The sequence below is a fragment of the Enterovibrio norvegicus genome (genome assembly GCF_002876705.1).
GTDB lineage: Bacteria > Pseudomonadota > Gammaproteobacteria > Enterobacterales > Vibrionaceae > Enterovibrio > Enterovibrio norvegicus_B.
Genome location: NZ_MDAG01000007.1, coordinates 274,891 through 299,955 on the forward strand (window position 1 = coordinate 274,891; position 25,065 = coordinate 299,955).

Here is a 25,065-nt window from a genome sequence, read left to right on the forward strand (position 1 = left end):
ATCAACCAAACACTCGGTGAGACGGTCAGCTTTGACTCACCTTTTTTGCCGCAGTGGCTTATCAAGGGTGAAGGACCAAGCCTAGAGGAACTCAAGGCGTCACCGCCTGAGTTTGATGTGAGTATCTTCCCACCGCTTGATTAATAGGATGAGCCACTCTGCTTGTTCTGGGTGGCTCCCATCGTTTTGCCTAAACTAGAGTTATCCGAAAAAGGCGGTTGTGAGTAAACATGCTAACTCACTATTGTCCAATTTTGAGCTAGGTGATTAGGGAAATTTTTTCGTCATTTTCCTGCATACCAGATATCTTTAGATTTCAGAGGAAATGTCACCTTCTCGTCCTCGCCACAACAAGACCGCCTTTAGGGTGGTTTTGTTGTTTTTATCGGACTGAATCTCTGTCATCCCTTATCAGTGAGGGGGGGGGGGTTAAAAGTGTTGCTTACTCGCATCTATCTACTTTTGAAGGCAGGGAAGTCAATCTTTAATGATATAAAACAGCGATACTCAGATGAATAAGCCGTGATTGATGTTCAACGCTTTGCTCCGCATGAATTGATCCAGTATTCATCGCGCAATGGAAAAGAGAACAAGGAAAGTGAATGAACCTAAACCAAGTGACACTCGCTGTGAATGATATCGAGGAAGCCGTTACGTTCTACAAAAAGCTGGGCTTAATACAGATCGTCGCTGATGACCATTATGCGCGATTTGCCTTCCCTGACGGTGATGCTTCATTTTCTGTCTATCTCGACCCAGATAAAGAGGGCTTACCCTCCAGAGGCGTTGTGTATTTTGAGCACCAAGAACTCGATAAGTGGGTGGATGAACTCAAGTCAAAAGGCGTTCAGTTCGACCATGACCCGGTAGATCAATCCTTCCTTTGGAGAGAAGCCAGTCTGAGCGATCCGTCGGGAAATAAAATTAAGCTATATTGGGCGGGTGAAAACCGATTGAATCCACCTTGGAAACTTGGACAAAGCACCGAAAAGATAGTGCAAGGAAATGATGAATGGAAAACCTGAATACAGTAGAAATAAAGTCGTTTGTTCCTTCTAGGGATTTCGAAATTTCCAAACGTTTTTATCGGTTTATTGGCTTTGAAATGGCATCTGAATTTGAAGGCGTTGCTTATTTTAAATCAGGCTCTTGCTCATTCCTACTTCAAGATTTTTACGAACCCGTTCATAGTAATAATTTTATGATGCACCTTTTAGTGGAGGATGCTCAACATTGGTATGAGCACATACTAGAGCTAAAGATTGTTGAAGAGTTTGGTGTGAGGGTCACTGAGCTTGTCGAACAACCTTGGGGAATGCTCGAATTTTGTTTTACTGACCCTAGTGGTGTGTTGTGGCGTGTCGCCGAGAACAAATAGCGGGCAAATCTCGCGCTAAGCGCAATGCTGGCAAAGGATAGTGAAGAAAGGCACTTTTATTTCCCTGCGGAGAAAAGATGAAATATATCGAAGCTAAAAGCAGTGATATTCCACTCGATTTGCTCCTCGAAGCCGATCCCTCTGAAGCGAGTATTTCATCGTATTTATCTGATTCATGGTGCTTTACTGCCTCCGACAATGCGCGAATCCTCGCCGCTTGTGTAGTGAAATCTCTGAATGGTGGCCTTGCCGAAATCTATAACGTGTCTGTTTATCCCGAGTATCAAGGTCAAGGCATTGGCTCAGCGCTTCTCACCTTTGTGCTATCGCAGTTACCCAACAAAGGCGTAATGCGCGTCGAGTTGGGCACGGGGACATTTGGCTACCAATTGACCTATTATCAGCGGCTTGGTTTTCGCGTGGACTCCGTGGTGAAAGACCACTTCCTACGCAACTATTCCGAGCCTATCTTTGAACATGGCATCCAGCATCAAGACATGTTGAGGCTCTACAAAGTCCTTTAGTTCTGCATTCGACATCTGCCATTGAGGGGTTGCCTCAAAACACCGCAATCCTTAGTGATCGTCTCCCGTCTAATGCACCTCAGCATCCCCACTCTGACTATATTGGAAGTGCCTACTTCCCGTTTTCTCGCCTAGATTTAGAAAAAAACATAAATTAAATCGGGACATGTCGAAAATTGAGGAACGGGATCGTCCTTGTAGCATGAACCATCAAAAGAGAAGGAAGTTCGACATGAAATATATGCTGTTGCTCTATGCTGCACCGGATAAAGAGCCTGCCTACGGCACCCCAGAGTTTGATGACATGATGGAGGCGTTTGCTGCGACCAGTGACACTTTCAAAAACGACGGCGTGCTTGTGGGTGGAGAAGGATTACAAGGGGTTGAAACAGCAACTTCACTGCGGATTAAAGCTGGCAAGGTCGAAATCATGGATGGCCCTTTTGCGGAAACGCGCGAGCATCTGGGGGGTTATTACATTGTGGATGTGGCGGATCTGGATTCGGCACTGAAATACGCGGAGATGATCCCCATTGCCCATTTCGGCACTGTCGAGATACGACCATTGTTGGACTATGACCCAACGGACGGTTAAATGAAACATGCCGTTCCCAACGCCATCGCGGTCTCTCATCGTCTTGATGAGGTGCTACGCCGCGATCGGGGGCGGCTTTTAGCTGGGCTAATTTCGAGACTCGGCGATTTTCAGTTGGGCGAAGATGCGCTGCAGGAGGCATCGATTGCTGCGCTCAAGCATTGGGGGCGAACAGGTGTTCCTCTCGATCCCGTGGCGTGGTTGATGAAGGTGGGATTGAACAAGGGGATCGACCACATCCGCGCTGCACAACGCGAAACGAAGAGAACGACCGACTTCGCGAGCCTCTCACCAGACTTTATCTGCGACGATATCGACGAAACGATACCCGATGAGCGACTGCGGCTCATTTTTACCTGTTGTCACCCTGCGCTAGAAGAAAAATCCCGCATTGCGTTGACGCTACGCACTGTGTGTAACCTGACGACGCGCGAGATAGCCGCTGCCTTTCTTGATAGCGAGCAGACGCTGGGCCAGCGACTTTCCAGAGCAAAAGCCAAGATCAGATCCAAAGGCATCGGCTTTTCGGTGCCAGAACCCGAGCGATGGTCGGAAAGGTTGAGCACTGTGCTGTCTTCCTTGTATCTGGTTTTTACCTCCGGCTATGTATCAGAAGACAGTAGCCCTCGTGATCTGTGCCAAGAAGGTATTTTCCTGACGCGCCTCTTGCGCCAGCTTTGCTCGTATGACCCTGAAATTGAGGGTGCGCTTGCGCTGATGCTGCTTACAGAATCAAGGCGGCGAGCAAGGATTGACGCGGACGGGGCAATCGTACCTGTTGAACAGCAGGATCCAAGCCTTTGGCAGAATGATGTGATTTCCGAAGCGCAGCACATTCTTGAGGAAGCGATCGTACGAAAACAGCCAGGCCCTTTTCAGATTAAGGCTGCTATCGCAGATTGCCACATGATGCAGCCCAAGCCTGACTGGTTCCAGATGTCTTTACTCTACCGCTCTCTGTGGGTTTATGAACCAACGCCTGTCGTCGCCCTGAACTGGGCCGTGGTCATGGCCGAATTGGGGCAATGTGAACGTGCGTCACAACGCCTTGATGAGTTGCAAACTGAGCTCGAGAATTACCAACCTTTGTATGCTGCCCGAGCCTATGTTCTGAATAAACTGGGCCATTTCTCCGAGGCGTGCGCGGCTTATCACCACGCTATCCAGAACGCGCCAAACGACGCATCACGGCGGTTTCTGGTGCGAGAGCTACAACGCTGCTCCCGCGCATCAGCCCAGTCTGTTAAGACACAGGAATGACCATGTTCCGTGCCCTGAATGCGTTAGTGGAAATCCCTTGAGTGGATGAGCAGTTGATCCAGTGTTGAGGTCATGTCGATAAATCGCCCAGCGATAATGTGCACCACATCGCCTTCACGTTCTAATATGCCCTTCACCTTCAAAATCTTCGCGGTGACAAAGGGGGCATTTTGCGCACGCGCGGTGGCAAGCCATACCACCACATTGATGTTGCCTGTTTGGTCTTCCAAGGTCATAAAGGTCACGCCACTGGCGGTGCCTGGGCGCTGGCGGCCAGTGACGATACCAGCAACGGTGACAGCAGTGCCTGATTTGATGCTGGTTAATTCGCTCGCGAGCCGGTGTTTGCCCAACTTGCCGCTTTCATCCAATAGCGCGATAGGGTGTTTACCCAAGGTAATGCCTGTTGCGGCGTAGTCTTCCGCCAAATCTTCGACGGCAGAGGGGGCGTGAATGATGTTCGCATCACTGGTGTCAGTAGCATCTTGAGACAGCAGCGGAAGGGTATGGCTGTCATCCATCATTTGCCAACGGGCGGAAAAACGGTTGTTGGCCAAGATTTGGGTGGCATTCGCGCTGGCGAGTGCTTCTAAATCGCCTCGGCTTAGGCCACAGCCGCGTAACTGGTTCAGGCTTTGAAAGCCATTGTCCGGTCTTTGCGTGAGCAAGCGCTCAGCGCCTTGAGACGAAAAGCCTTTGATCAAACGAAATCCTAACCGTAATGCGGGGCCTTCTGGCGTCAGAATTTGTTGATGGTCCCACAGACTGTTGTTTACGCACACGGGCAGCACAACCACGTTATGTCGTGTGGCGTCTTGCAGCAATTGAGACGGGCTATAAAACCCCATGGGCTGACTGTTGAGTAAGGCGCAATAAAATGCGACGGGGTAATAATGCTTAAGCCAGGATGAGGTATACGCGAGCACAGCAAACGAAGCACTGTGAGATTCGGGGAACCCGTATTCGCCGAAGCCCTGAATTTGACGAAAAATCTGCTCAGCAAATTCAATGTTATAGCCACGCGCTTGCATGCCGTTAATGAGTTTTTCCCTAAATGGTGCCAGCTTACCGTTACGCTTCCACGCCGCCATGGCACGACGTAGTTTGTCCGCTTCACCGCCACTGAACCCCGCTGCAACCATGGCAAGTTGAATCACTTGCTCTTGGAAAATGGGCACCCCCATGGTGCGAGACAAGACAGACTCTACCTCTTTTGACGGGTAAGTAACCGCTTCTTTACCCCAGCGTCGTTTAAGGAAAGGGTGCACCATGTCACCTTGAATTGGGCCTGGTCTGACGATGGCGATTTGAATCACCAAGTCGTAGTAACAGGCAGGGCGGAGTCGAGGCAGCATGTTCATTTGTGCGCGAGATTCCACCTGAAACACACCCACAGAATCGCCTTTTTGAAGCTGTTGGTACACGTTAGGGTCGTCGCCCATGGCGGTAATGCTGGCGATGGACAGTGCGCGCTGGTGCTGGCTGCTGATAATGGCAAAGGCTTTGCGGATGGCGCTCAGCATGCCAAGCGCAAGAATGTCCACTTTGAGCAAGCCTAGGGATTCCAAATCGTCTTTGTCCCATTGGATCACGCTGCGTTCTGCCATGGCGGCATTTTCAACCGGCACGAGTTCGTAAAGCGGCCCTGCGGAAATAATAAAGCCGCCGACATGTTGGCTGAGGTGGCGTGGAAAACCCCGTATTTCTTCCACCAAATCGAGTAGCCAGCGGCCAAGGTGTGATTGGGTGTCTAGCCCCAATGCACTGAGCTGTTTGGCTTTGTCGAGCTCTTTGTCTCGGTGGTTCAGATTTTTGATGTAGTAATCCAACTGGGTTTCATTGATTCCCAGCGCTTTTCCTACGTCACGAAATGCGCTTTTGAAACGATACGTGATAACGGTGGCGGCAATGGCTGCGCGTTGGCGTCCGTACTTTTTATAGATATAGCGGAAGATTTCTTCGCGGCGTTCATGCTCGAAATCTACATCAATGTCGGGTGGCTCATCCCGTTCTTTGGAGATGAAACGCTCAAACAAGACACTGATTTTCTCTGGATTTACCGCGGTGATTTCCAAGCAATAGCAGACGATGGAATTTGCTGCCGAGCCTCGCCCTTGGTAAAGAATCCCTTGGGATTTTGCGTATTGGACGATGTCGTAAATGGTGAGGAAGAAATATTCGTAGCGTTGCTCACCGATGAGTGTGAGCTCCTTTTCAATGATGGCGCTGACCTCGGGCTTGATGCCGTTGGGAAAGCGCAACTTGATACCGATGTGTACCAAATGGCGTAAATAACGCTGGGCAGTGAAACCGTCAGGCACCAATTCTGCGGGGTATTCGTAGCGCAGCTCACTCAAGCTGAAATGACACAAGTTGGCGATGCGCTTGGTTTCTTTTATCCAAGGGTCAGGATACAGCTTCGTCAGTTTGCTGATTGGCTTTAAGGCTTGTTCGCCGTTGCGCGGCAGCGCGTGTCCGCAATTTTGCAGGGGTTTCCCTTCTCGGATCGCCGTGACTACGTCCAGCAAAGGCTGACGCTGTGGGTGATGCATCAGGACATCGTTGACACAGGTAACGGGAATATCGAGGGTGTCAGCCAGCGTCTCTACCATGTTGAGGTAAGTTTCTTCGTTCGGCAGCAGCAGGCGTTGAGCGCCAATCCATAAACGCCCTTCAAAGGTTTTCTTCAACCATTGCTGGATGTGGGAGGCATCGTGACGTTCAACGTGAGAAAGGCGGGGCACCCAAATGCAAAGGCATTGTGAGATGTGGCTAAAATCATCGCTGAACACGTGGTAATGGCCCTTTTCACTGCGCATGCGTGCTTGGGTAATTAAACGCGCCAGTTCGCCATAGGCTTTGCGCGTTGGGCATAAAATCACCAACTTCTCGTCTTGATAGGTAATTTCAGAGCCTATGATCAGTTGAATCGGTAAGGCTTGATCCCGGATGCAGGTGTACGCTCGCACAATGCCTGCCAATGAACATTCGTCCGTGATGGCGATGGCGTGATAGCCCAACGTGGCAGCGCGTGTCACAAGCTCTTCAGGGTGTGATGCACCGGTTAAAAAGCTGTAATTGCTCTTACAATGAAGTTCGGCGTAGTCACGCTCAGGGGCTTGAGTTTGTTCGCCGCTAGCAGAAGAGGCCATGTTCAAACCACTCCCCCATGCCATTTCGAAATACCCAGCACAATTGGCCGCGTGAATTGCGTGCAACGAAGTAATCACGCTGAACCGGCATGCGATCCCACCATCCGCCGCTAATGCGCTCTGGCCCAGCCAAAATGGCGGGACGTGACATGAGTGGGCGTGGTGTCATGTGCAGCAATGAAGGTCTCGCGGGCAAGTGCTCTGGCAATTGTTGCTCACTTTTCACCAACGGCGCTTGTCGATGAAAGGCATGTTCTGGTCGATGATCGTTTTTCAATGAAACGCCATACACGTTGTGCTCGCCAGCTTTGGCTTGCATCAAACTGACCAACTCCGCAGGGGTCAGTTGCCCCCGTTTTCCTGCAAATAAATCTTGGGTAGGAGATTGCTTGGGCAGCAAGGTGTCGGCGTCTAAGCGAATGTGCATCACAGGCGCATCAAGCTTGAGTTTTTCCAGATAAAGCTGGAGCAAGGTCATCCATCGGCTGGTGGCAGATTCAGGCGCAGCTGCGGTGATCGTCAGGGATTTTTCATCATGATCGCGTTGGGAAAAATGCAGGGTAATGCTTGGCACAACGGCTTCTCGCACCTGCAAGAAGGCTTCCATTTCTCGCAACATACGTTGAAGTGGAAAACAGAGTGTTTGGCTGTTTTCTATGTCATGCAGCAGTTCGAGAGACTGTCGAAAATAGGCAGGCGGCGTGAATGTGGCTGCGTGTGCGAGTTGCGTGTCTGTCAGACGTCGAATTTGTGCAGTCAGCGGTTTACCAAAACGTTGCCCAAGTGATGCTAAGGGAAGATCAAGCAATTGCTGGGCCTGACGAATGCCCATGCGCTCGAGTTGAGTAATGTGCGCTGCGCTGAAACCAAGTTGACGAACCGACAACAACGCCAAGGCGGTACGGGTGTTTTCTTCGGTGAGAAATGCACGATCTGATCCTGATATGGCGAGCTGTTTCGCGGCTTCTGGATAAGGGCTGAAGGCAAAGTGAAATTGTACCTGTTGTTCGACCAAAACAGGACGAAGCGCGTCCCAATACGCTTCCAGTGAGCCATAAAGGGCAAGCATGGGCGAGACTTTCATCATCAAGCCATCGGGCGCGTGCACAATGATATCGGCATTGACTTGGTATATCAGTGAGGCCAATTGCTGCACGCGTTCTGCTTCTTTGTCTTCATCGTAATCGACCACGTTTAATGCGTGGCAGAGTGCGCTTGCCGTGCCCAAATCGTTGCCGAGCCGAATGCCATGCTCTTTTGCATGTTGGTTGGCCTGACACACGTTCCCCGTGGCGCGCGACAATACAATCAGTGGTGATTGGTTGTCGTTATCCCGCTCTAATGTATTGAGAAAAAGTGCCGGAAAATATAAATAGAGCCAGAGCATCATCGGAACAAGGACACCACGTTGTTGGGGACTGGCAGATGTTGTTGTTCTGATGGGGATGACCCCAGTACTTGTGGCGGTGTTTTGCGTTCGGAAATAGGGTGCGCTTTCGACGACCAGTGGTGCTCGGTATACATCGCAGGCATGGTCAGCGTGAAAGGTTGCACGGGCAGACCTCGGCGTTTAACAACATTGATGGCAATGCCACTGTCACTCGGTGTGAGGGCAAGGCGGCAGCTCACAGGTAGCCCTTGAACACTTTTCTTGTGGGTGATCATGAAGAGTAAGCAGTCGTTTTCTGTGGCGGCTAACTGTAGGCGGCGGGCTTGTGTGACTGACAGGGCATCGCCCCATAACACGGCAGTACGGCAACAGCCGCTTTTTAGTGCTTGTTCAACACACCAAAGGCTCGCGTCGGAAGACGATGCGAGCACCACAACCTTATCTAAATCGATACCTGCCTGACACAAGGCGACAGGATTTACATCGCCCGGCGGGCAAGCAAAGAGGGTAAGTTCACTGTTTTTGAGAGCGGTGGCAATGGCAGGTAGCACGAGACGTAATTCACCAACGCCAAAACAAGCGAGTTGAAATTCTACCACGCCAGATTCTGGCCAGCCGCCCTCGAGTTTTTCATCCAGCAACGCAAAGCCGCTAGGACGGCAATGAGTCTGAGGTTGATAGAGGCGATTGGCAGTCCAAAGGCCAGAATGTAGTGCGAGAAGGTTATCGAGCATAATGAATAATACTGTGTTTATATACAGTATTATTCTAGTGTGAGATCGCCACGAGAGCAAGTGCGTTGTGATGCATAAAATATTGGATTTAAAGAAAGAGCATTGCATCGTGAAATAGTCAGTGACACTGCCCAATCTCCGTGTTTGGAGTTATAATTGGTGTGATATCTCAGTCACCTAGTTCTGTCGTTACGATCGTCAACGTCTTTAGAAACCAAGAGAAAAACATGCGAAAACCACTTACTATTTTTACCTCACTGATGCTGTCGGCATGTGTCACAGCTCCGTTGCCAGAAAGCGAGAAAATTAACGTTCTTTGGGGAGATGCATTAGAGATGATGCATTGTGAAGATAAAGGGACGGTAGTGGGCTCTCAAGGCCATTGGTATGATTTTTGGTTAATCAATGATGGCGAGCTTACCGAAGGTGCGGTGAGTCAATTGAGGAACAAAGCAATGGCATTGGAAGCAGACACTGTACTGCTGTATGCCCCCAAACCTTTTTCGACATCTGTGACGTTTTTAGCGAAAGCGTACCGCTGTCATCCGTAAAGCCACATCACGAAAATTAATAACGTGCTAAACGCGGCTGTCGTCTGTAAATGCGGCAGCCAACGCTTTATCTGCCCTGATATAGATTTGTCTTCTACGACACCACTGATACCTTGTCGTGTCCAACGCTGTACATTGGGATGGAAGAACAGATACACCTTGACCAAAGAGCCAATCAGTTGTTCATACCAGAGTAATACCACAAAGATGGGATGAAACTGGCGAGATTGAACACATATTAATAACACATTCAAACTCCGCGTCGCGATGACCCAAAACAAGTAAGCAATCACCACTTTTGTGCCCATATAGGTTGCGACAACCAGTGCCAATGAAGGGCCGATCAATGTTGTCCACATGCTGATTCGCTGATCAATCAAACAGAACCACAAAAACCAGCCCGCCTTCCGAGGCCCCAGCGCAACGGCGCGGATGTTACTGCGTAGCATGTTGCCATACCAACGTGTCATCAACGACAGACTGGCTTTTACAAAGCTACCTGAAGGGGCGTCTTCCAAACAGGTGACGGTGACATCAGGTAGATACATCATTTTCCAACGCTCTTTCAGTACGAAGTACCAGGTACTTTTATCGTCCCCCGTGAGCATTCGAATACGGCCGTAACGCCAGTGTTTCACGTGATCGTATCGCAGGTTATCAATGAAATCTGGCGAGAGCGCAAGGGATGCGCGATACACGGAAAATCGCCCCGTTAATACTAGTACGCGATAAGTCAGGCTAAGGGAACTCATGTAAAAGTGACGCTGGCACATACGCTGGCGGTACCATTGGCGTATCAGTGAATTTCCTTTAACAATAGGCTTGTTGTGTGTCGTTACGGCGCCAAGATCGTGGTAACGCATTAGAAAGCCAGAGGTTTTCTTTAAGATCCCTTCGGGTAAAACGGTATCGGCATCCATGAGCACCAAGATGGCATCTTTCGACACAGGGCGATCTTCTGCGAGCAACGTGAGCGCATCAGCCATGGTGTTGCGCTTGCCTGTGCCATCTTGGTCGATGATGTACAGGCTGACAGGGACTTTTTCTTGCAGTTTATCGAACTGCCTTTCAATGATACCGAGGTCTGACTCATCAGACACGCAGGCCACCGCGCGACAAGACACACCAAAGTTGCCGATTTCATCAACCAATGCTTTGAATACTGGCGCGCTAATTTCAGGTGTTGTGCGGTAGCAAGGTATCACCAGCAAAATCTCGCTGGGTTTTTTGGTCATGTCTGCAAGCGTGGATAGAACCGGGTAACGGACATATTGATAGTAAAGCCCACGCAACAGGTGCAGGGTTTTCCAACCGTATCGCCAAGCACCAATAATACCTAAGGTATAGAGGACTTCTGGCTGCACTTTGTCAGAAGGCAAAATGGTATAAATTGCCCACAATCCGAGTAGGAGCCCAGCGAAGAACAGCCACCAAAGGACGGTGACGTGTGTGGGGTCATCCCTATGAAAGCCTTTAACAACGAGTTTATCTGGATTCATAAGTTAAACCAGTGGATGAACACGTCTTTCCATTTCACGGTCGCGATGACCTTTGCTGGCTCATTCACGACGGAGTCAGCATCTTCAGATGACGGTGTCACTTTTATGAGGGTGTATTGGTTTAGGCGTGGCAACGTCTTGGGCAAACCGCTGAGTGATTCACCATCGTCGTTGTAAATATCGCTGTTGGACGCGCTGTAAAATTGAATTTTCTCGATGGTGCCGATGAGCTTTTCGTCGTTGCTAGCGAGGCGATATTCGACGGGCATGCCAATTTTTAGTAATGCGGCACGTTCAAGTGGCATCAAAGCAAGAATAGAGCGCTCAGTCCTCTCAGAGGTTGATATAGGTGAGAGCTCAAAAACCGACGTACCTGTTTGTACAACCTGTCCATCAGAGGCGTTGATCGCGACGATGTAACATTTACAAGGTGCGTACGCAAGACCGCGGGTTTTCAAACGTTCGATCTCTTCAAGGATTTTGTCTTTACGCTTCACCAAAATGTCGAGCTTGCTCTCCACTTCAAATGGCGACTTCATGTCAACCTGTGCTTCGCGAGGTGGCACACCAAGAAGAATTTGGTCAAGTTGGTTCTCTATACCTTCAATGTGTGTATCTAGGGTTAAGATATCGCGTTTTATCTCGAAGATTTCGACTCGTTCTAATTCACGAGAGACCACATCGACAGACCCTGATCTCACGCCTTTTATATAGAGACGTAAAATGCTTTCCCGTGCCGCCAGTTCATCTTCTAACAAGCTGCGTTTTTCGGATATGTATTTTAGTTCTTGGAATAATCGTGAATTATACCTAGCAACGGCCTCTTTACTTTGGCGCAATAGGGTTTGGTAGTACAAAATTTCACTGTTGATATTGCTGAGCTCTTGTTTATCTTTAGCCAGCAAATCGGTGCCTTCCTCGGTGTATATCGAGAACAGCAATTGTCCTTTTTCGACTAACTGTCCGGGTTTGAAGTCCCCCAAACGCAATACCCCATTGCTGTAACTTTTCTGGGTGAGCACGGGTTGACTGACAGCGGCATGCTGCGACTCAATAGAAAGCACGCGAGACTGGATCATTAATGCAGCGATGGTAATCAGAGACAGTGCAACAATGGCGACGGTGGCAAAGCGCCACCAATTCTGCTGCATGCGCTTCACTTCTTCTTCGTGAAGCTGCGCTTTTACGCCATAAGATGTCACGCTTTCTAGCGAAATGGTTTCACCGGTAAGGTAGGTATCAACGATGGACTGCAGCGTTTTTTGGTGACCGGAGTTTAGGGAGTAGAATTGGCAACCGAGAACGTAACCTTCTTCACTGACACGCATCACTTCAAACTGGCAAGGGGTAGAAAAGCGACCAACTGGCAGATCGAAACAGAGGTTGCCAGCGCCTTTGTCGCCTTTCTTGCCCATATACTTATTATCGTGCAGAGAAAAGCCGCCTACACTCCACTCGTTGGTAGGGTACATGACACCGTCGATTTCGACCTGAGCAGGAAATTCAATACGAGGAAACTTTCGCGCACCTGATCGTGATCGAAACGTATGAATCGAACCCGTGCTGATTGCTGCTACTCCCATGAGTGTCTCCATGTCCTTAATCGCGTTGTTACATGTGTTTGCAAGAGTCGCGCCAAGTTAACATGTGACAATATATTGAGATTTTTGTTTCAATTGTGATTAATTGATAAGTATATAAGCTAATTGAGAAATCGGAGGAATTCGTGCGCTTGATGTGAGTTGACGACAAAAAATGTGTTACAAACACAGTCAAAAAGTCGGCAGGCTGGAAAAACTATGGCGGAAAGCTCTTTCCTATTATGCATCAAATTGAGGCGATTTTTTGCAAAATGCGATCTGGGGGTTTAACAATAGATGCTTCAATATAAAAGAAAAAAGAGCGATAAACGCTCTTTCTCGAAGAAGGTGTGTTGTATCAGGCCAACGTTTACACTTTGGTGGCGCGTTCAATGTGGAACATGTGGATTTCATGAAGAATGCGCTCAGAAATGATGTCTGAGATGATGTCATCAAACCGCGCCTGCATCGCTTGTACGGCAGGGATAATGTCCATCATCGCTTGTTGATTCTCTTCGTTGATCTCTACATCTAACCCAAGGTCAAAATCCAAGGTCGCAATGAAAGGCTTCATCCGTTCCAAGATGCAATTGATCATGTGTTCATTCGAGCTCAGGTAGCTCAACTCTTCCTTGATCATTTCTGTCACAGCGCACGATTGAGGCGAAGTTGGCGCGCTTTTCGTTGGGAATGCAATAACTGTCGGCATAGCGTTTACTCTTAAAATGTAAATCGATGGTATAAATTATTATTTTTTTGTATTTGTACTTAAAACTAGATAAAAAATACCCACTTGCCTAGGGGGGGCTTGTCATAGTGCAGCTAGGTTAGCAAACTTCATATAAATGGCGCAAAAAGCAACCTTATCGCGCTTGCATTATTGCAACTCGTCTACTACTGCATTAATTCTAGCATTCTGGCGCAAAGATTTTCCGAACTCTTCAATAGCCTTTGATATTCCTTCTGTATGGTATCGCTGTCTTCAACGTCATGGTGTTCAATGTTTTTACACGCTGTTGAAAAGTCGATAGCACCCACCATAAGCGCCGCACCTTTCATTTTGTGCGCGATTTTCTTCACGTCAGAGAATCGCTTTTCATCCCACGCGATTTCTAACGCGGCAATGTCTTCATTTTGTACTTTCAAGAACCGTCCCACCAACATTTTAATTAAGTCAGGGTCATCGCCTGTGGTTTCTTTCAATGTGCTGAGATCGAATGGAGTGCCTGCATCTGCATCTGCATCTGTATCTGAAGTTGTATCTGAAGCTGGCTGGGTGTTGTTTGTTGACGCGAGGTGCGTGTTGAGCGTGGAAACGTCTGCGCTTGCTTCAACATCCGGTGTGAGACCATGAGGCTGTGCCTGTAAAGCCGGTATCGGCTCTGGCTGAGACTCAATATGTTCAGGCATCAGTTTGTTCATCATTACGATGAGCGCTTGTTGTTTGAACGGTTTCGCGATGTATTCGGTCATTCCCTCTTGAAGGCATCGCTCTCTGTCACCCGCGAGCGCATTAGCGGTCATCGCGATAATGGGGATGGCCGGCAGGTTATTGTCAGCTTCTAACTGGCGGATTTTACGTGTGGCTTCATACCCATCCATGACGGGCATTTGGCAATCCATGAAGATCATGTCGTAGCGGTTTGCGATGAAACGTTCAAAGGCAATGGCACCGTTATCAGCCACGGTAGGTGTGCAATTGAGCTTTCTTAACACCGTACAGATGAGCTCTTGGTTAACGGGGTGATCTTCTGCTACCAGAACCGATAGCCCTGTTTTCAGCAATTGAGTGTCTGCGATTTTTGCAATTTCTTCGCGCTGCGCCAATTGCTTAAAGACATCATCACGGCTGAAACCTTGCTCGTGCATTTGAATAATGGTTTCAAGTGCTTGTGTCAGATTCAGTATGGTAAACGGGGCTGTCAGCGCCGCAGAGATAGAATAAGGGCGGTGTGTGAGTACGCCTTTGATATCAGCAAGGTACACGACGTGTTGCGTGTACGTGGTGGGTTCAATGCAGGTGCGAAGCTCTTCCAGCGAAATAGAATGGTCGAGTAAGGTGACCAAGAAAGGCGATGATGATGACAAGGCGAGAGAGGCGGCAGTTTCATCCAGCGCAGTCACCACTTGCATGTCATGGTATTCAAGGTAGCGTTTTACATTTTTCGTCTGACTGACGCAACGTGACACGATCAGTGCACGTTGCTTCTTGAGTGAATCGGAGGGTTGCAGTAGGTCTTGAAGCGCATTTTCAGGTTGTTTGAGATTGAGGTGGATGGTGAACACTGAGCCTTCGCCCACTTCGCTATCTGCGTGGATAGTGCCCCCAAGCAAGTCAACGAACTTCTGACAGATAGGCAAACCCAGCCCCGTGCCCTGGTATCGACGCTTAGAGCTGTTATCAATCTGGGAAAAGTTTTCGAACACTTTATCTAGGTGTTCTTTTTTGATGCCGATGCCCGTGTCCGTGACTTTCATTTCCACATGGCACACTGTGTTAGTTCCATTTAAATGTGTGCTCAGCAAACGAATAGACACGTCCACAAACCCACTGTCGGTGAACTTGGCTGAGTTACCTGCAATATTCACGAGTATTTGACGAAGCTTAGAAAAGTCCCCTGTGAGCGAAAAAGGTAAACCTGGGTCGACAAAGGACGTAAAGGTCACGCCATCTTTTACGCGTGGGGCAACAATGTTGGTGATGTTCTCCATTAACTCACTGACCGCGAACGTTTCTTCGCGGATAGGCATTTTACCTGCTTCAATTTTCGAGAGATCTAATACGTCATTGATGATATCGAGAAGTGCGTTGGCGGAAACAGAAATGGTGTTGTTGTAATGCTTCTGTTCGTACGCAAGATCAGTGTTCCCAAGGACTTCTGACATACCGATAATGCCATTGATGGGCGTGCGAATTTCGTGGCTCATCATCGCGAGGAACGTTGATTTGGCCTCATTGGCATGTTCAGCGTCTTCTTTTGCTGTTCGCAATGCCTCGGTCACTTCTTGGTTAAGCTGAGTCTGTTTATCGGAAAACATCATGCTGCAAATACTCTTCACAACCGGTGCAATCCAATCTACTTGCTTCTCGCTATAGGGGGAATCACGCCCTGCAAGCACGATTAACCCTAAGGTGTCGCGTTTCGATACCAATGGAATCAAGGTGTAGTGCTTATAGAAATCTGTGCGTTCCGATTCGACAGTAAAGTGCAGCGACGAGAACTCCGTCCGACGTAAAGAAAGGGCCGTGTCAGCATAGGAGAGTAAAGATTCAGGTAGCCCTGTAAACTCCTTCGATTGGCGGCCTGTTTGATGTTTGAACATCACTTTTTGTTCACCATCATCGAAAGACAGCATTGCCGCAAGGCTACTTTCCGTAAAGCTTGCCAAAACCACCAGGGCTTTCTTGAAGCTGCGTTCTGAGTCGCCCGTCGTCATGTACATGTCTTGCACTGTATTGAATACGGAGTACAAGGCATTACTGCGACTCAATTTATCTTCAATGGTGCTTTGTTTGGTGATGTCTCTGAGGTTCACCACCACGTAATCATTACCGCTAATGTGCTGCTTTTTGGCTTTGATATTCAGATAAACCATTTGGTCGTTAATGCCATAGCGATGAATATTGCCCATTTCGCCTTTGTTCATGGCATCGACATAAATGTCATCGATCACACGGATAAGCTTTTCATTTTCTGATGTTTGAAATGCATTGAGCAAGCATGGCTGAGGAACATCACTTGGCAGCAGCGCCAATTCGAACGCTTTATCGTTTACCGAGACTGTCATACCTTTGCTGTCGAGTACGATCACGCCATCCGCGTAGTTTCTAAGGATAGATTCAAGATAAAGCTTGCTGAAGCTTATCTTGAGTGATGTTTTTGCATGGAGTGCGAGGAAAACGGTGAACGCGGCGGTCACCGCTAAGAACACCCAAAGTAAATAATTACGGGTGTAGTAAATTGCATTGAGCGCGCTGTCGGCATCAAACTCAATCACCACGGCCATTGGGTATTGCTCATGCCACTGCCATACGCCAACTACGTCATCTTTTCGATGGCCTTGGTAGCCAACCACATTCATTCTGGCTTGAGTGTCATCGCTTGTAAGCAATGACCAAGGTGACGCGTTAATTTGATTGCTCACTGAGGGACGGCTCAATGAGAAGGGGTAGGCTGATGCATTGGCGGTGTGATAGGGCGCGATGCGTTCCCCGTTTTTATTGACGGCAAAGGCGAGTCGCGTATCTGTTTGTTCTTGGTTTATGAAGATGCGATCGAATTGCTCGCTGTTGCGAAGTAAGACAAGGATCGGGCGTTGATCAACGGGCAGCGTTTCTGATGTTTGATTGGCGATATGAAGAGAGAATCCAAGAGAAATTGTCGTACCATCACGTTCTCTTGGCCCTTTTTCTGGCGCGCTTATGTATTCCCCTTCGGCTTGAATGCGCCGTCCGTGGTTCTGATAGATTTGGTCTGCCCATGCTTGATTAAACGGCGTTACGCTTAACAGCAGTTTGCCGCTTTCTGAAAACAGTAGTGCGTTATCGTATTCGAAATTTTCTAGGTATTCCGAAAGCGTACGGTGGATGTTTTCGTCTGTATTGGGCAGGAGAAGGTCTGTCTGACCATTGCCGGGGTGGCTTTTTCGGCCAAAGGCTTTGGCATAGCGATACATGTTGCTGACAAGGATCTTGTCATTTGCAACGAGTGTAAGCTCGCGCTCTCGATGATGATACCAATCTGAAATCGCGACGCTGACGTTAGCGATTTCAGATTGCAGGAAGTATTCAATTTTCAACTGAGTGTCATTGACAATGGAACGGTAGAACCAGAGGAAAGACAGCATGATAATGGCGACAACGGCTGTCCCGCTGACAATCAGTTGGATGAGGGTGTTGCGCGACTCGGGGTTAGAAAAGGGAGAATGATTGTGCATTCACGGCCCTATTTAAACGAGTTCAGTGAAGACGGATTTGTACTTGGTATCTTCCTGAACAACGTGTTTGACCCACCAAAAGCGCAATAATCGGAAAAAATCAGTGCGGTAGAAGCTCGGGTCAGCCTGACATTTCAACACGACGAACTCGGCTTGCTTGACGAGGCGTCCATGCATGTCTTTGTGCATTTTTAATCGAGGGTAAGCTCGCTCGCTGAGGAGCGACTCTTCAAGCACGATGTGATTATTCACGTAATGCTGAAAACGTTTGGCAATGTCTTCAAACACATGGTTGTCATGTTCGTGATTAACGATGACGTCATACGTGTCGTTGATGATGTCGAGCAATTGCATGTTGCTCTTATCGAGTTCGGTATGGCCGACACTAAAACGGTCTTGCCACTTGATGAAGTATTTTTTGTTGTCTGCGGGTTCAACGGCAGGTGTGGGCTGAGGTGTTGAAGCGACAGGCTCATGCACAGGGACATGCACGTCAGGTTTTTGTTCTTTCATCAGCGCATCAAATTCGCTGACATCGGAATCCGTGAAGGCGACTTGTCCGTTCATCTGGAATGCAGTGGATTTCGCAGGATCTTGTTGGTACATGTCGAAGTAGTGTTCGACCGTTTTCTTGGCTTTTGCTTGCTGCGAAAGTTGGTTAATACGCTCTTGAAGTGCTTGTCGATTGACAGGTTTTACCAAAAAAGCATCAACGTCGAACGCGATGCATTGAGCGATCACGCTTTCAGATGCATTGGCCGTTAGAATAATGATGGGTATATCGTGCTGTAACCCATAGCGTCCGCTTCTGATCAGACGGAGCATCTCGAGTCCGTCAATGGGTTCCATTTGGAGGTCGGTGATAATGAGAGAAGGTCGCTCATGGAATATTTTCGAAATGGCATCCGCACCATCAATCGCCATGATCGATTCTTTAAAGCCGAGCGAAGTCGCCATAATAGCGATGGTTTCGCGAATCATTTCGTGATCATCAACGACGAGACATCGGTCAAGCATAGAGCGTCCTCCCTTTTTCTTGTTTCCCTCTATTTAAGAAATAGTCTATATCGCTGATATTTCAATAAAAGAAGCACTTGTTTCCTAATTTGGAATAAGGGTCTCTGATGCGCATCTCGTTTTATAAATTTCTATCGGATAAACCAGAAAAATATCATTGAGATAAGAACCGTGCTCAATGTGCCCAACCGCAAGAAGCCAAGCACACAAACAAAGATGCCAGCCAATAAATACGGGTTATTGATGGAAGCGAAAAAATCACCGTGGGGAAACACAAGGATAGGTACAGCAAGGGCGGTTAGCACCGCAGGCGCGCTGAATTTTAGGATCCGCTGCATGGTCGGTGTCACTTGAAAGGGGATGCTTCTTGCGAGAAAGACGTAGCGTACAGAAAACGTAATGCATGCCATGCCTAAGATCATTATCCATGTGTTCATTATTCATCCTCCGTTTCACGCGATCTTTTCGTTGTTTGTTCTGCTTGTTCGATGCTTTCCGTGTTGATCTTCTTTGGCATTAGGCTCTCCGTGGTAAAACCGGCAACCATACCTAGAATAGCCGCAATGAGGAGGGCATTTTCAATGCCTATTAAGGTGAATATCACCATCATTAAGGCTGATACCAGCACGCTCACTGCAACGGGAATATCTTTGATTGTTGGGATAACAAGTGCGATGAAGGTTGCAGCGATGGCGAACTCAAGGCCGAACTCTTCGATGTTGTCGAACTGCGAGCCACCAATCACGCCAACCAAGGTAGCAAGGTTCCAACAGAGGTAGAAGAACCCCCCTGTGTACAGGGCAAAGTGAGGGCAAAACGTGCCAGTGCGTTCCGTGTGTGCAGCGCTGACAACGTACATTTCATCGGTCAGTAAAAAGCCGAGTGGTAAACGCCATCTCAGTGGTAAAGCACGTATGTGTTGACGCATGTTGACGGAGTAAAGCAGGTGGCGAGCGCTGATCACGAACGTTGAACCAAATAACGTACTAATGGGGGCGCTGGCTCCTATCATACTGGTGCCTGAAAGTTGCGCGGCACCGGCGAACACGAACAATGACATGGCTTGTGCCTGAAAAGGGGTCATTCCTGCTTGAATAGCCAGTGAGCCGCAAAGAATGCCCCAAGGCACGACGGCAAGGCTGAGTGGCAACATATCGGATATAGCGGAAAGCCATATGCGTTCGCGGGGGAGAGAAGAGTCTTGATTCATGGTTTTCGCATCTTTTACTGTTCGGGAGATAAAGTAATACCGATTTATGCGGCGGGAAAATTGTACGAAATTGCGCGCTGATATTGCTTTGGAGTAACACCAATGGCACGTCGGAAATGTCGATGAAGGTGGCTTTGATCGTGAAACCCGCTTGCGATGGCGCTGTCTGCGAGCGACATTCCCGATTTCATCAATTGCTGAGCGTGTCTCACGCGCAGCTGAATTTGATAGGCGTGTGGTGGCAGACCGTACTTTTCTTTGAATTGCCTAACCAGATGGTAAGGGCTGACGCCGGAGAGCTCGCTTAAATCTTCCAACGCGATGGCATACGCAAAATGCTGGTGGAGGTAGTCGCGTATCGTTGAAAGTTGCTCTCCCAATTTGACCGTATTTTTCGGCGTTTGCTGACGTTTGTTATAGCGACACAGCAAAGACAGCAAAACATGGTGCGTATAGGTTTCGGTTAGCAAAGTGTCTTGATTATCGTGAAGCAATGTAAACAGCTGAAGAAGCTGATTGGCTAACCGTTGATCGTGTTCCACTGCAAAAGGGAAATAGGGCGTGTTTGAGGTCAACCCCAAATCTTTTGCGACGGCTTCGAATTGTGCTTCTGTTGGATACATCGCCTGATAAGACCAACCACCGTCTGTTGCTGCATGACCGTCATGGATTTGGTCTGCATTGACCAAAATGATGCTGTTTTTAGGGGCAAGATGATAAGCGCCGTTACGCCAGAAACGTTGTGCGCCATGCTGAATAACGCCCACGGTATACCCTTCGTGAGTATGCCGCGAAAAGTTTTGTTTATCGTACGTCGCTTGCAGTATCTCCAACCCGCCAAGCAAGGGAGACGAATTGTAGTGAGCAGATTCCATTGCACACCTTTATGACTGTCGTATTGCTCAGTGTAAACAAGTTAGCAATAAATGTTTTGTACATTCTTGCGGTTTTTCGCGCCAATTTTTCGCATTTCGGTGATGTACAGGGGAGCAATCTGGATAGCCAGAGAAGAAGAGGAAGAAAGGACAAAGAAAAAAGAAAAGCCTAAAACGTAAAAAAGGACGCCATAAGGCATCCTTTTAAATTCTCTGCGTGAAGAAAAATTATACTTTTTCTACGTTTGCAGCTTGTGGGCCTTTTTGGCCTTGTTCGATTTCAAATGCTACTTGTTGGCCTTCAGCCAGAGTTTTGAAACCATCGCCAGTGATAGCGCGGAAGTGAACGAAAACGTCTGGTCCATTTTCTTGTTGAATGAAACCGAAACCTTTTTCTTCGTTAAACCACTTCACGGTACCTGTAGATTTAGACATGTTGTCTCCTGAATATATTTCTACTTACTGATTTTTGCGCTTGCGCATGTAGCCTATTAATGAATCACTTATGGTGTCAAATGTTGCGAATATCTTCAGGACTTCAGGACAACTTACTTTTGCGAAGGTAGGGTGTAACGAAGTGTGTATTCAATTGCAGCATAATGAGCTCTATTAACCAGGCCGAACGATGTTAGCACAGCAAATCTACATGTATATAACACGTAGATTTCACTGCGCAATCTTGTGCGAATTGTCACTTCATGCTGTGAAATACACCGCAATCAATGACAAATTAGTGCACGCTTTAAAAATAGACTTATTTTAGGGAAAAGAAAGTGAGACATATCTCGGTTTTTAAATGGAAAGCTACATTTATTTTAGGAATCAGGAATTTAACAGGACAAATCTACAATTAAGTTTCATATAACTGTCATCTTTCTGATAATTGAGGCGTCCTTACAGAACAAAAAACCATCTTTTTAGTTAGGGTCTCATTGCTAAAGCGTATCTCCCGATATGCTTAGTTTTAGGATGAAGTATTGAACATGCTCGCGGGTCGAGAGACGGAGGAACTGGTGAAAATAGGGATCGATTTAGGCGGAACGAAAATTGAAGCGGTTGTGCTCACCGATCAAGGTGAACAGGTCTTCCAACAGCGTGTACCTACGCCACAACATGACTATCAAGCCACACTTTTAGCCATTAAAGGGCTCGTTGACGATGCAGAAAAAGCGGTCGGGGAAACGTGCACTGTTGGTATGGGCATTCCCGGTACGCTCTCACCTGTGACGGGTATGGTAAAAAATGCCAATTCAGTGTGGCTGAATGGCCAGCCTCTTGATCAAGACCTAAAAGCACTGATGGGGCGTGAAGTGCGCATTGCGAATGATGCAAACTGTCTGGCGGTTTCTGAAGCCGTCGATGGCGCAGGTGCAGGAAAAGGCATGGTTTATGGCGTGATCATTGGCACAGGCTGTGGCGGTGGTTTGGCGCTAAACGGCAAAGTGCACGTGGGTGGAAACGGTGTTGCAGGTGAATGGGGACACAATCCATTGCCTTGGCAAAACGATGTTGATCGCCACCACGCTGAACACATCGAATGTTATTGCGGCAAACCGGGTTGTATTGAAACCTTTCTTTCAGGCACGGGTTTTTGGAAAGATTTTGCGCTGACGACTGGCCAAAGCCTTAAAGGTGCTGAAATTGTCGAACTCGCCAAACAAGGCGATGCGGAAGCGGAAGCGTGTTTGGTGCGTTATGAGCAGCGTCTTGCGAAAGCACTAGGCACCATGGTGAACATGCTTGACCCTGATGTGATTGTGTTGGGCGGCGGCATGTCGAACGTTGAGCGTCTTTACACCAATGTTCCACCGCTCATGGCGCAATGGGTGCTGGGCGGCGAATGTGCGACACCGCTTGTAAAAGCAAAATATGGTGATTCAAGCGGCGTTCGCGGCGCAGCGTGGCTTTGGTAAGCGAAAGAACGTCACTTGAATAACTAAAATGTGTGTTTTGTAAAAAGCGTGGTGCAAATGCCCACGCTTTTTTGTATACCGTACTTTTTAATGGCGCGAGAATCGCTTATGTCTAACATCGTTTATATCGCAACGAGCCTTGATGGCTTTATTGCTGACAAAAACAACCGCATTGACTGGCTGCATGACATTCCCAACCCAGAAGGTTCTGATTTGGGCTTTAGCGCATTTATGGACCGCATTGATGCCATTGTCATGGGGCGAAACACCGTTGAGATGGTATTGAGCTTCGGCTGCGATTGGCCATATACCAAACCTGTTTTCATGTTGTCGAACACCTTGACGTCTGTGCCTGCGGGTTATGAAGACAAGATATTCTTGGTAAACGGTGACCTAAAGGATGTTGTCCGTGCGCTGAATGAACAAGGCTATGCCAATCTGTACATTGACGGTGGTGTCACGGTGCAGGGCTTTTTAAAGCAAGATTTGATTGATGAACTCATCATCACGACGATCCCTGTTTTGTTGGGCGGCGGAATTCCTCTGTTTGGTGACTTAGCTGAGCCGCTGAAATTCAAGCATATCAATGCAGCGCCTTTACTGAATTGTTTGGTTAAAAATACCTTTGTGCGTGAGAGATAAGGGCATAAGAAATATTTTGCACTGACAACATGCCTTCTACTAAGCAGGACGTCCGGTTCTGCTTGGTTTTCCCTCCTTCTCGTCTCTCTTTTTGTTCCCTATCATGTTCTTTTTTGGCACTTTCGCCGTTGGAATCTCGCTTCCTAAACACGCTAAGGTGACCTCTTCGTTATTTTTGTTGATTACCCCTAAAATCTTAATCTGCAAGTAAAAAGACATGATGATTTTCGGTATGCTGGTGTTAAATTCTCTGGCTAGGAAATTTAAAAATGGAAATTTTAGCGCTCCTCCCCACGATCCTCAGTACTTGGGTCGTTCTTGCGGTTTTGATCGTCATCGTATTGCGCGGTGCCGTGAAATTCGTGCCTCAAAATACCTCGTACATTGTTGAGCGATTCGGCAAATACAATAAAACCATGGAAGCGGGTCTGAATATCCTGATTCCGTTTATCGACCGTGTTGCGTACGTACGTACATTGAAAGAGCAAGCGTTTGATGTGCCGAGCCAATCCGCGATCACCCGCGACAATATCTCCTTGGTGGTTGACGGTGTGCTTTACCTGAAAGTGCTGGATCCGGTGAAGGCGTGTTATGGGGTTGATGATTACATCTTCTCAGTGACGCAACTTGCGCAAACCTCGATGCGTTCAGAAATTGGCCGTATGGAGCTAGATAAGACGTTTGAAGAGCGTGAAAATCTGAACACGGCCATTGTCAGTGCCATCAACGAAGCTGCTGTGCCTTGGGGTGTTCAAGTATTGCGTTATGAGATCAAAGACATCGATCCACCGCGCTCAGTATTGGACGCGATGGAACGTCAAATGAAGGCAGAACGTGAAAAACGTGCTGTAATTCTAGAGTCTGAAGGTGCGCGTCAATCTGAAATCAACGTGGCTGAAGGTCACAAACAAGCGCGCGTACTGGCAGCAGAAGCGGAAAAGTCTGAGCAAATCCTAAAAGCAGAAGGTGAAGCGCAGGCGATTCTTGCGGTTGCACAAGCACAAGCCGAAGCACTGGAAGTGGTGGGTCGCACAGCGGCAACGCCTGAAGGTCAAAAAGCGATCCAGCTTGATCTGGCCGATAAAGCCATTGAAGCGAAAAAAGCCATCGCGAAAGAATCTTCTGTGGTGCTTCTCCCTGATAGCTCAACGGGCGCAGCAGCCCTTGTTGCTGAATCCATGAGCATTATTAACACCTTGAATGCAGGTAGGTCTTAATGGATGTAGTCAGTTATCTTCAAGATAATTTGGCGGAAGTCACCATCATCATTGGACTCATTTTTCTGATCGTAGAAATATGGGTGTTGGGATTATCCACCATTGTTCTGCTAGCGCTAGGCCTCTCGACCATCACCACGGGTGTGCTGGTTTGGGTGGGCATTTTACCTGCGACGATCGTGGGTGTTATCTCGGGCTCAGGCATTGGTGCAGGGGTGCTGACCGCTGCTCTTTGGGGGCCGATGAAACGCATGCAGAAAGGCGAAAGCCGTGAATTTAACATTCACAGCGATCTCATTGGTCTGGTCTTTGAGCTTGAAACTCCGATGGATGCAAACACACCAGCAACGGTGAAGTATTCTGGAGTGAGCTGGAAATTAGTTCTGGGTCCGGCTTTCAAAGACGCGCAGCTCGAAGCAGGTGATTCTGTAAAGGTGATTGCCGTTGATGTCGGTAAGTTTACGGTCGAGCCTGCCAACTGAAGATGTAGCTGCGGCTAAACCGTTAATGCCACTTACTTTAAAGCCTCCCAACACATTGGGGGGCTTTTTTGTGTCAAAAATAGAGTAACTATACCCAAGCGACCTGAA

22 protein-coding genes are annotated in these 25,065 nt (G+C 48.1%); 10 read left to right on the forward strand and 12 right to left on the reverse strand.

The genetic code is table 11. From position 1 onward, the window contains the following. Positions 1-602 precede the first annotated feature (602 nt). The 5 genes from BCT27_RS04335 to BCT27_RS04355 all read left to right on the forward strand — a co-directional run bounded on the left by BCT27_RS04335 (position 603) and on the right by BCT27_RS04355 (position 3,757). On the forward strand, positions 603-1,025 hold the full coding sequence (locus BCT27_RS04335) for a VOC family protein (protein WP_102395138.1): 423 nt from the start codon (positions 603-605) through the stop codon (positions 1,023-1,025). Then, the gene (locus tag BCT27_RS04340; protein ID WP_102395139.1) at positions 1,013-1,378 is read left to right on the forward strand and encodes a VOC family protein; all 366 of its coding nucleotides are present in this window, start codon (positions 1,013-1,015) and stop codon (positions 1,376-1,378) included. Before BCT27_RS04335 ends, BCT27_RS04340 begins: the two co-directional genes overlap by 13 nt. 77 nt (positions 1,379-1,455) lie before the next feature. Then, positions 1,456-1,902 carry a GNAT family N-acetyltransferase gene (locus tag BCT27_RS04345; RefSeq protein WP_102395140.1) on the forward strand — a complete coding sequence of 149 codons (447 nt, stop codon included), beginning with the start codon at positions 1,456-1,458 and terminating at the stop codon, positions 1,900-1,902. A 232-nt stretch (positions 1,903-2,134) separates the two neighbouring features. Beyond that, positions 2,135-2,497 carry a YciI family protein gene (locus BCT27_RS04350; RefSeq protein WP_102395141.1) on the forward strand — a complete coding sequence of 121 codons (363 nt, stop codon included), beginning with the start codon at positions 2,135-2,137 and terminating at the stop codon, positions 2,495-2,497. Continuing rightward, a complete protein-coding gene (locus tag BCT27_RS04355) occupies positions 2,498-3,757 on the forward strand; it encodes an RNA polymerase sigma factor (RefSeq protein ID WP_102395142.1) in 1,260 nt (419 codons plus the stop codon). A gap of 23 nt (positions 3,758-3,780) precedes the next feature. Here BCT27_RS04355 and BCT27_RS04360 read toward each other — a convergent pair whose 3' ends face one another. From BCT27_RS04360 to imuA, 3 genes are read right to left on the reverse strand one after another with little or no spacing between them, the layout of a single operon-like run. Next, the gene (locus BCT27_RS04360; RefSeq protein ID WP_102395143.1) at positions 3,781-6,909 is read right to left on the reverse strand and encodes an error-prone DNA polymerase; all 3,129 of its coding nucleotides are present in this window, start codon (positions 6,907-6,909) and stop codon (positions 3,781-3,783) included. Beyond that, a complete protein-coding gene (locus tag BCT27_RS04365) occupies positions 6,893-8,299 on the reverse strand; it encodes a Y-family DNA polymerase (RefSeq protein ID WP_102395144.1) in 1,407 nt (468 codons plus the stop codon). The genes BCT27_RS04360 and BCT27_RS04365 overlap by 17 nt, the downstream gene beginning before the upstream one ends. After that, the gene (gene imuA / locus BCT27_RS04370; RefSeq protein ID WP_102395145.1) at positions 8,296-9,033 is read right to left on the reverse strand and encodes a translesion DNA synthesis-associated protein ImuA; all 738 of its coding nucleotides are present in this window, start codon (positions 9,031-9,033) and stop codon (positions 8,296-8,298) included. The genes BCT27_RS04365 and imuA overlap by 4 nt, the downstream gene beginning before the upstream one ends. 227 nt (positions 9,034-9,260) lie before the next feature. Here imuA and BCT27_RS04375 point away from each other — a divergent pair, with 227 nt between their 5' ends. After that, entirely contained in the window at positions 9,261-9,584 is a 324-nt protein-coding gene (locus tag BCT27_RS04375; protein WP_102318568.1) for a DUF4156 domain-containing protein, read from the forward strand. Here the strand turns inward: BCT27_RS04375 and BCT27_RS04380 are convergent. The 9 genes from BCT27_RS04380 to cspE form a co-directional block, all read right to left on the reverse strand. After that, positions 9,575-11,083 carry a glycosyltransferase gene (locus BCT27_RS04380; RefSeq protein WP_102318567.1) on the reverse strand — a complete coding sequence of 503 codons (1,509 nt, stop codon included), beginning with the start codon at positions 11,081-11,083 and terminating at the stop codon, positions 9,575-9,577. The genes BCT27_RS04375 and BCT27_RS04380 overlap by 10 nt on opposite strands. Beyond that, positions 11,080-12,666, reverse strand: a complete 1,587-nt coding sequence (locus BCT27_RS04385) for an HlyD family efflux transporter periplasmic adaptor subunit (protein ID WP_102318566.1) — start codon at positions 12,664-12,666, stop codon at positions 11,080-11,082. The genes BCT27_RS04380 and BCT27_RS04385 overlap by 4 nt, the downstream gene beginning before the upstream one ends. Before the next feature lie 367 nt (positions 12,667-13,033). After that, positions 13,034-13,372, reverse strand: a complete 339-nt coding sequence (locus BCT27_RS04390) for a hypothetical protein (RefSeq protein WP_102318565.1) — start codon at positions 13,370-13,372, stop codon at positions 13,034-13,036. A 185-nt stretch (positions 13,373-13,557) separates the two neighbouring features. Beyond that, on the reverse strand, positions 13,558-17,601 hold the full coding sequence (locus tag BCT27_RS04395) for a hybrid sensor histidine kinase/response regulator (RefSeq protein ID WP_102395146.1): 4,044 nt from the start codon (positions 17,599-17,601) through the stop codon (positions 13,558-13,560). A 12-nt stretch (positions 17,602-17,613) separates the two neighbouring features. Then, a complete protein-coding gene (locus BCT27_RS04400; protein ID WP_102318563.1) occupies positions 17,614-18,618 on the reverse strand; it encodes a response regulator in 1,005 nt (334 codons plus the stop codon). Positions 18,619-18,749: 131 nt separating this feature from the next. Further along, a complete protein-coding gene (locus BCT27_RS04405; protein WP_102318562.1) occupies positions 18,750-19,055 on the reverse strand; it encodes an AzlD domain-containing protein in 306 nt (101 codons plus the stop codon). Beyond that, the gene (locus BCT27_RS04410; protein WP_102395147.1) at positions 19,055-19,828 is read right to left on the reverse strand and encodes an AzlC family ABC transporter permease; all 774 of its coding nucleotides are present in this window, start codon (positions 19,826-19,828) and stop codon (positions 19,055-19,057) included. The genes BCT27_RS04405 and BCT27_RS04410 overlap by 1 nt, the downstream gene beginning before the upstream one ends. A gap of 44 nt (positions 19,829-19,872) precedes the next feature. Further along, positions 19,873-20,703, reverse strand: a complete 831-nt coding sequence (locus tag BCT27_RS04415; RefSeq protein WP_102395148.1) for an AraC family transcriptional regulator — start codon at positions 20,701-20,703, stop codon at positions 19,873-19,875. A gap of 228 nt (positions 20,704-20,931) precedes the next feature. Further along, positions 20,932-21,138, reverse strand: coding sequence for a transcription antiterminator/RNA stability regulator CspE (gene cspE / locus BCT27_RS04420; RefSeq protein WP_017007742.1), 207 nt, complete (start codon positions 21,136-21,138; stop codon positions 20,932-20,934). A gap of 548 nt (positions 21,139-21,686) precedes the next feature. Between cspE and mak the strand changes: the two genes are divergently transcribed. The 4 genes from mak to BCT27_RS04445 all read left to right on the forward strand — a co-directional run bounded on the left by mak (position 21,687) and on the right by BCT27_RS04445 (position 24,957). Next, a complete protein-coding gene (gene mak / locus BCT27_RS04425) occupies positions 21,687-22,616 on the forward strand; it encodes a fructokinase (protein WP_102318559.1) in 930 nt (309 codons plus the stop codon). A gap of 108 nt (positions 22,617-22,724) precedes the next feature. Continuing rightward, positions 22,725-23,258 (forward strand): dihydrofolate reductase family protein, encoded by a 534-nt coding sequence (locus BCT27_RS04430; RefSeq protein ID WP_102395149.1) that lies wholly within the window; start codon positions 22,725-22,727, stop codon positions 23,256-23,258. A 269-nt stretch (positions 23,259-23,527) separates the two neighbouring features. Continuing rightward, positions 23,528-24,475, forward strand: coding sequence for an SPFH domain-containing protein (locus BCT27_RS04440; RefSeq protein WP_017015194.1), 948 nt, complete (start codon positions 23,528-23,530; stop codon positions 24,473-24,475). Then, positions 24,475-24,957 carry an NfeD family protein gene (locus BCT27_RS04445; protein WP_102318556.1) on the forward strand — a complete coding sequence of 161 codons (483 nt, stop codon included), beginning with the start codon at positions 24,475-24,477 and terminating at the stop codon, positions 24,955-24,957. Before BCT27_RS04440 ends, BCT27_RS04445 begins: the two co-directional genes overlap by 1 nt. The last annotated feature ends 108 nt before the right edge of the window (positions 24,958-25,065 follow it).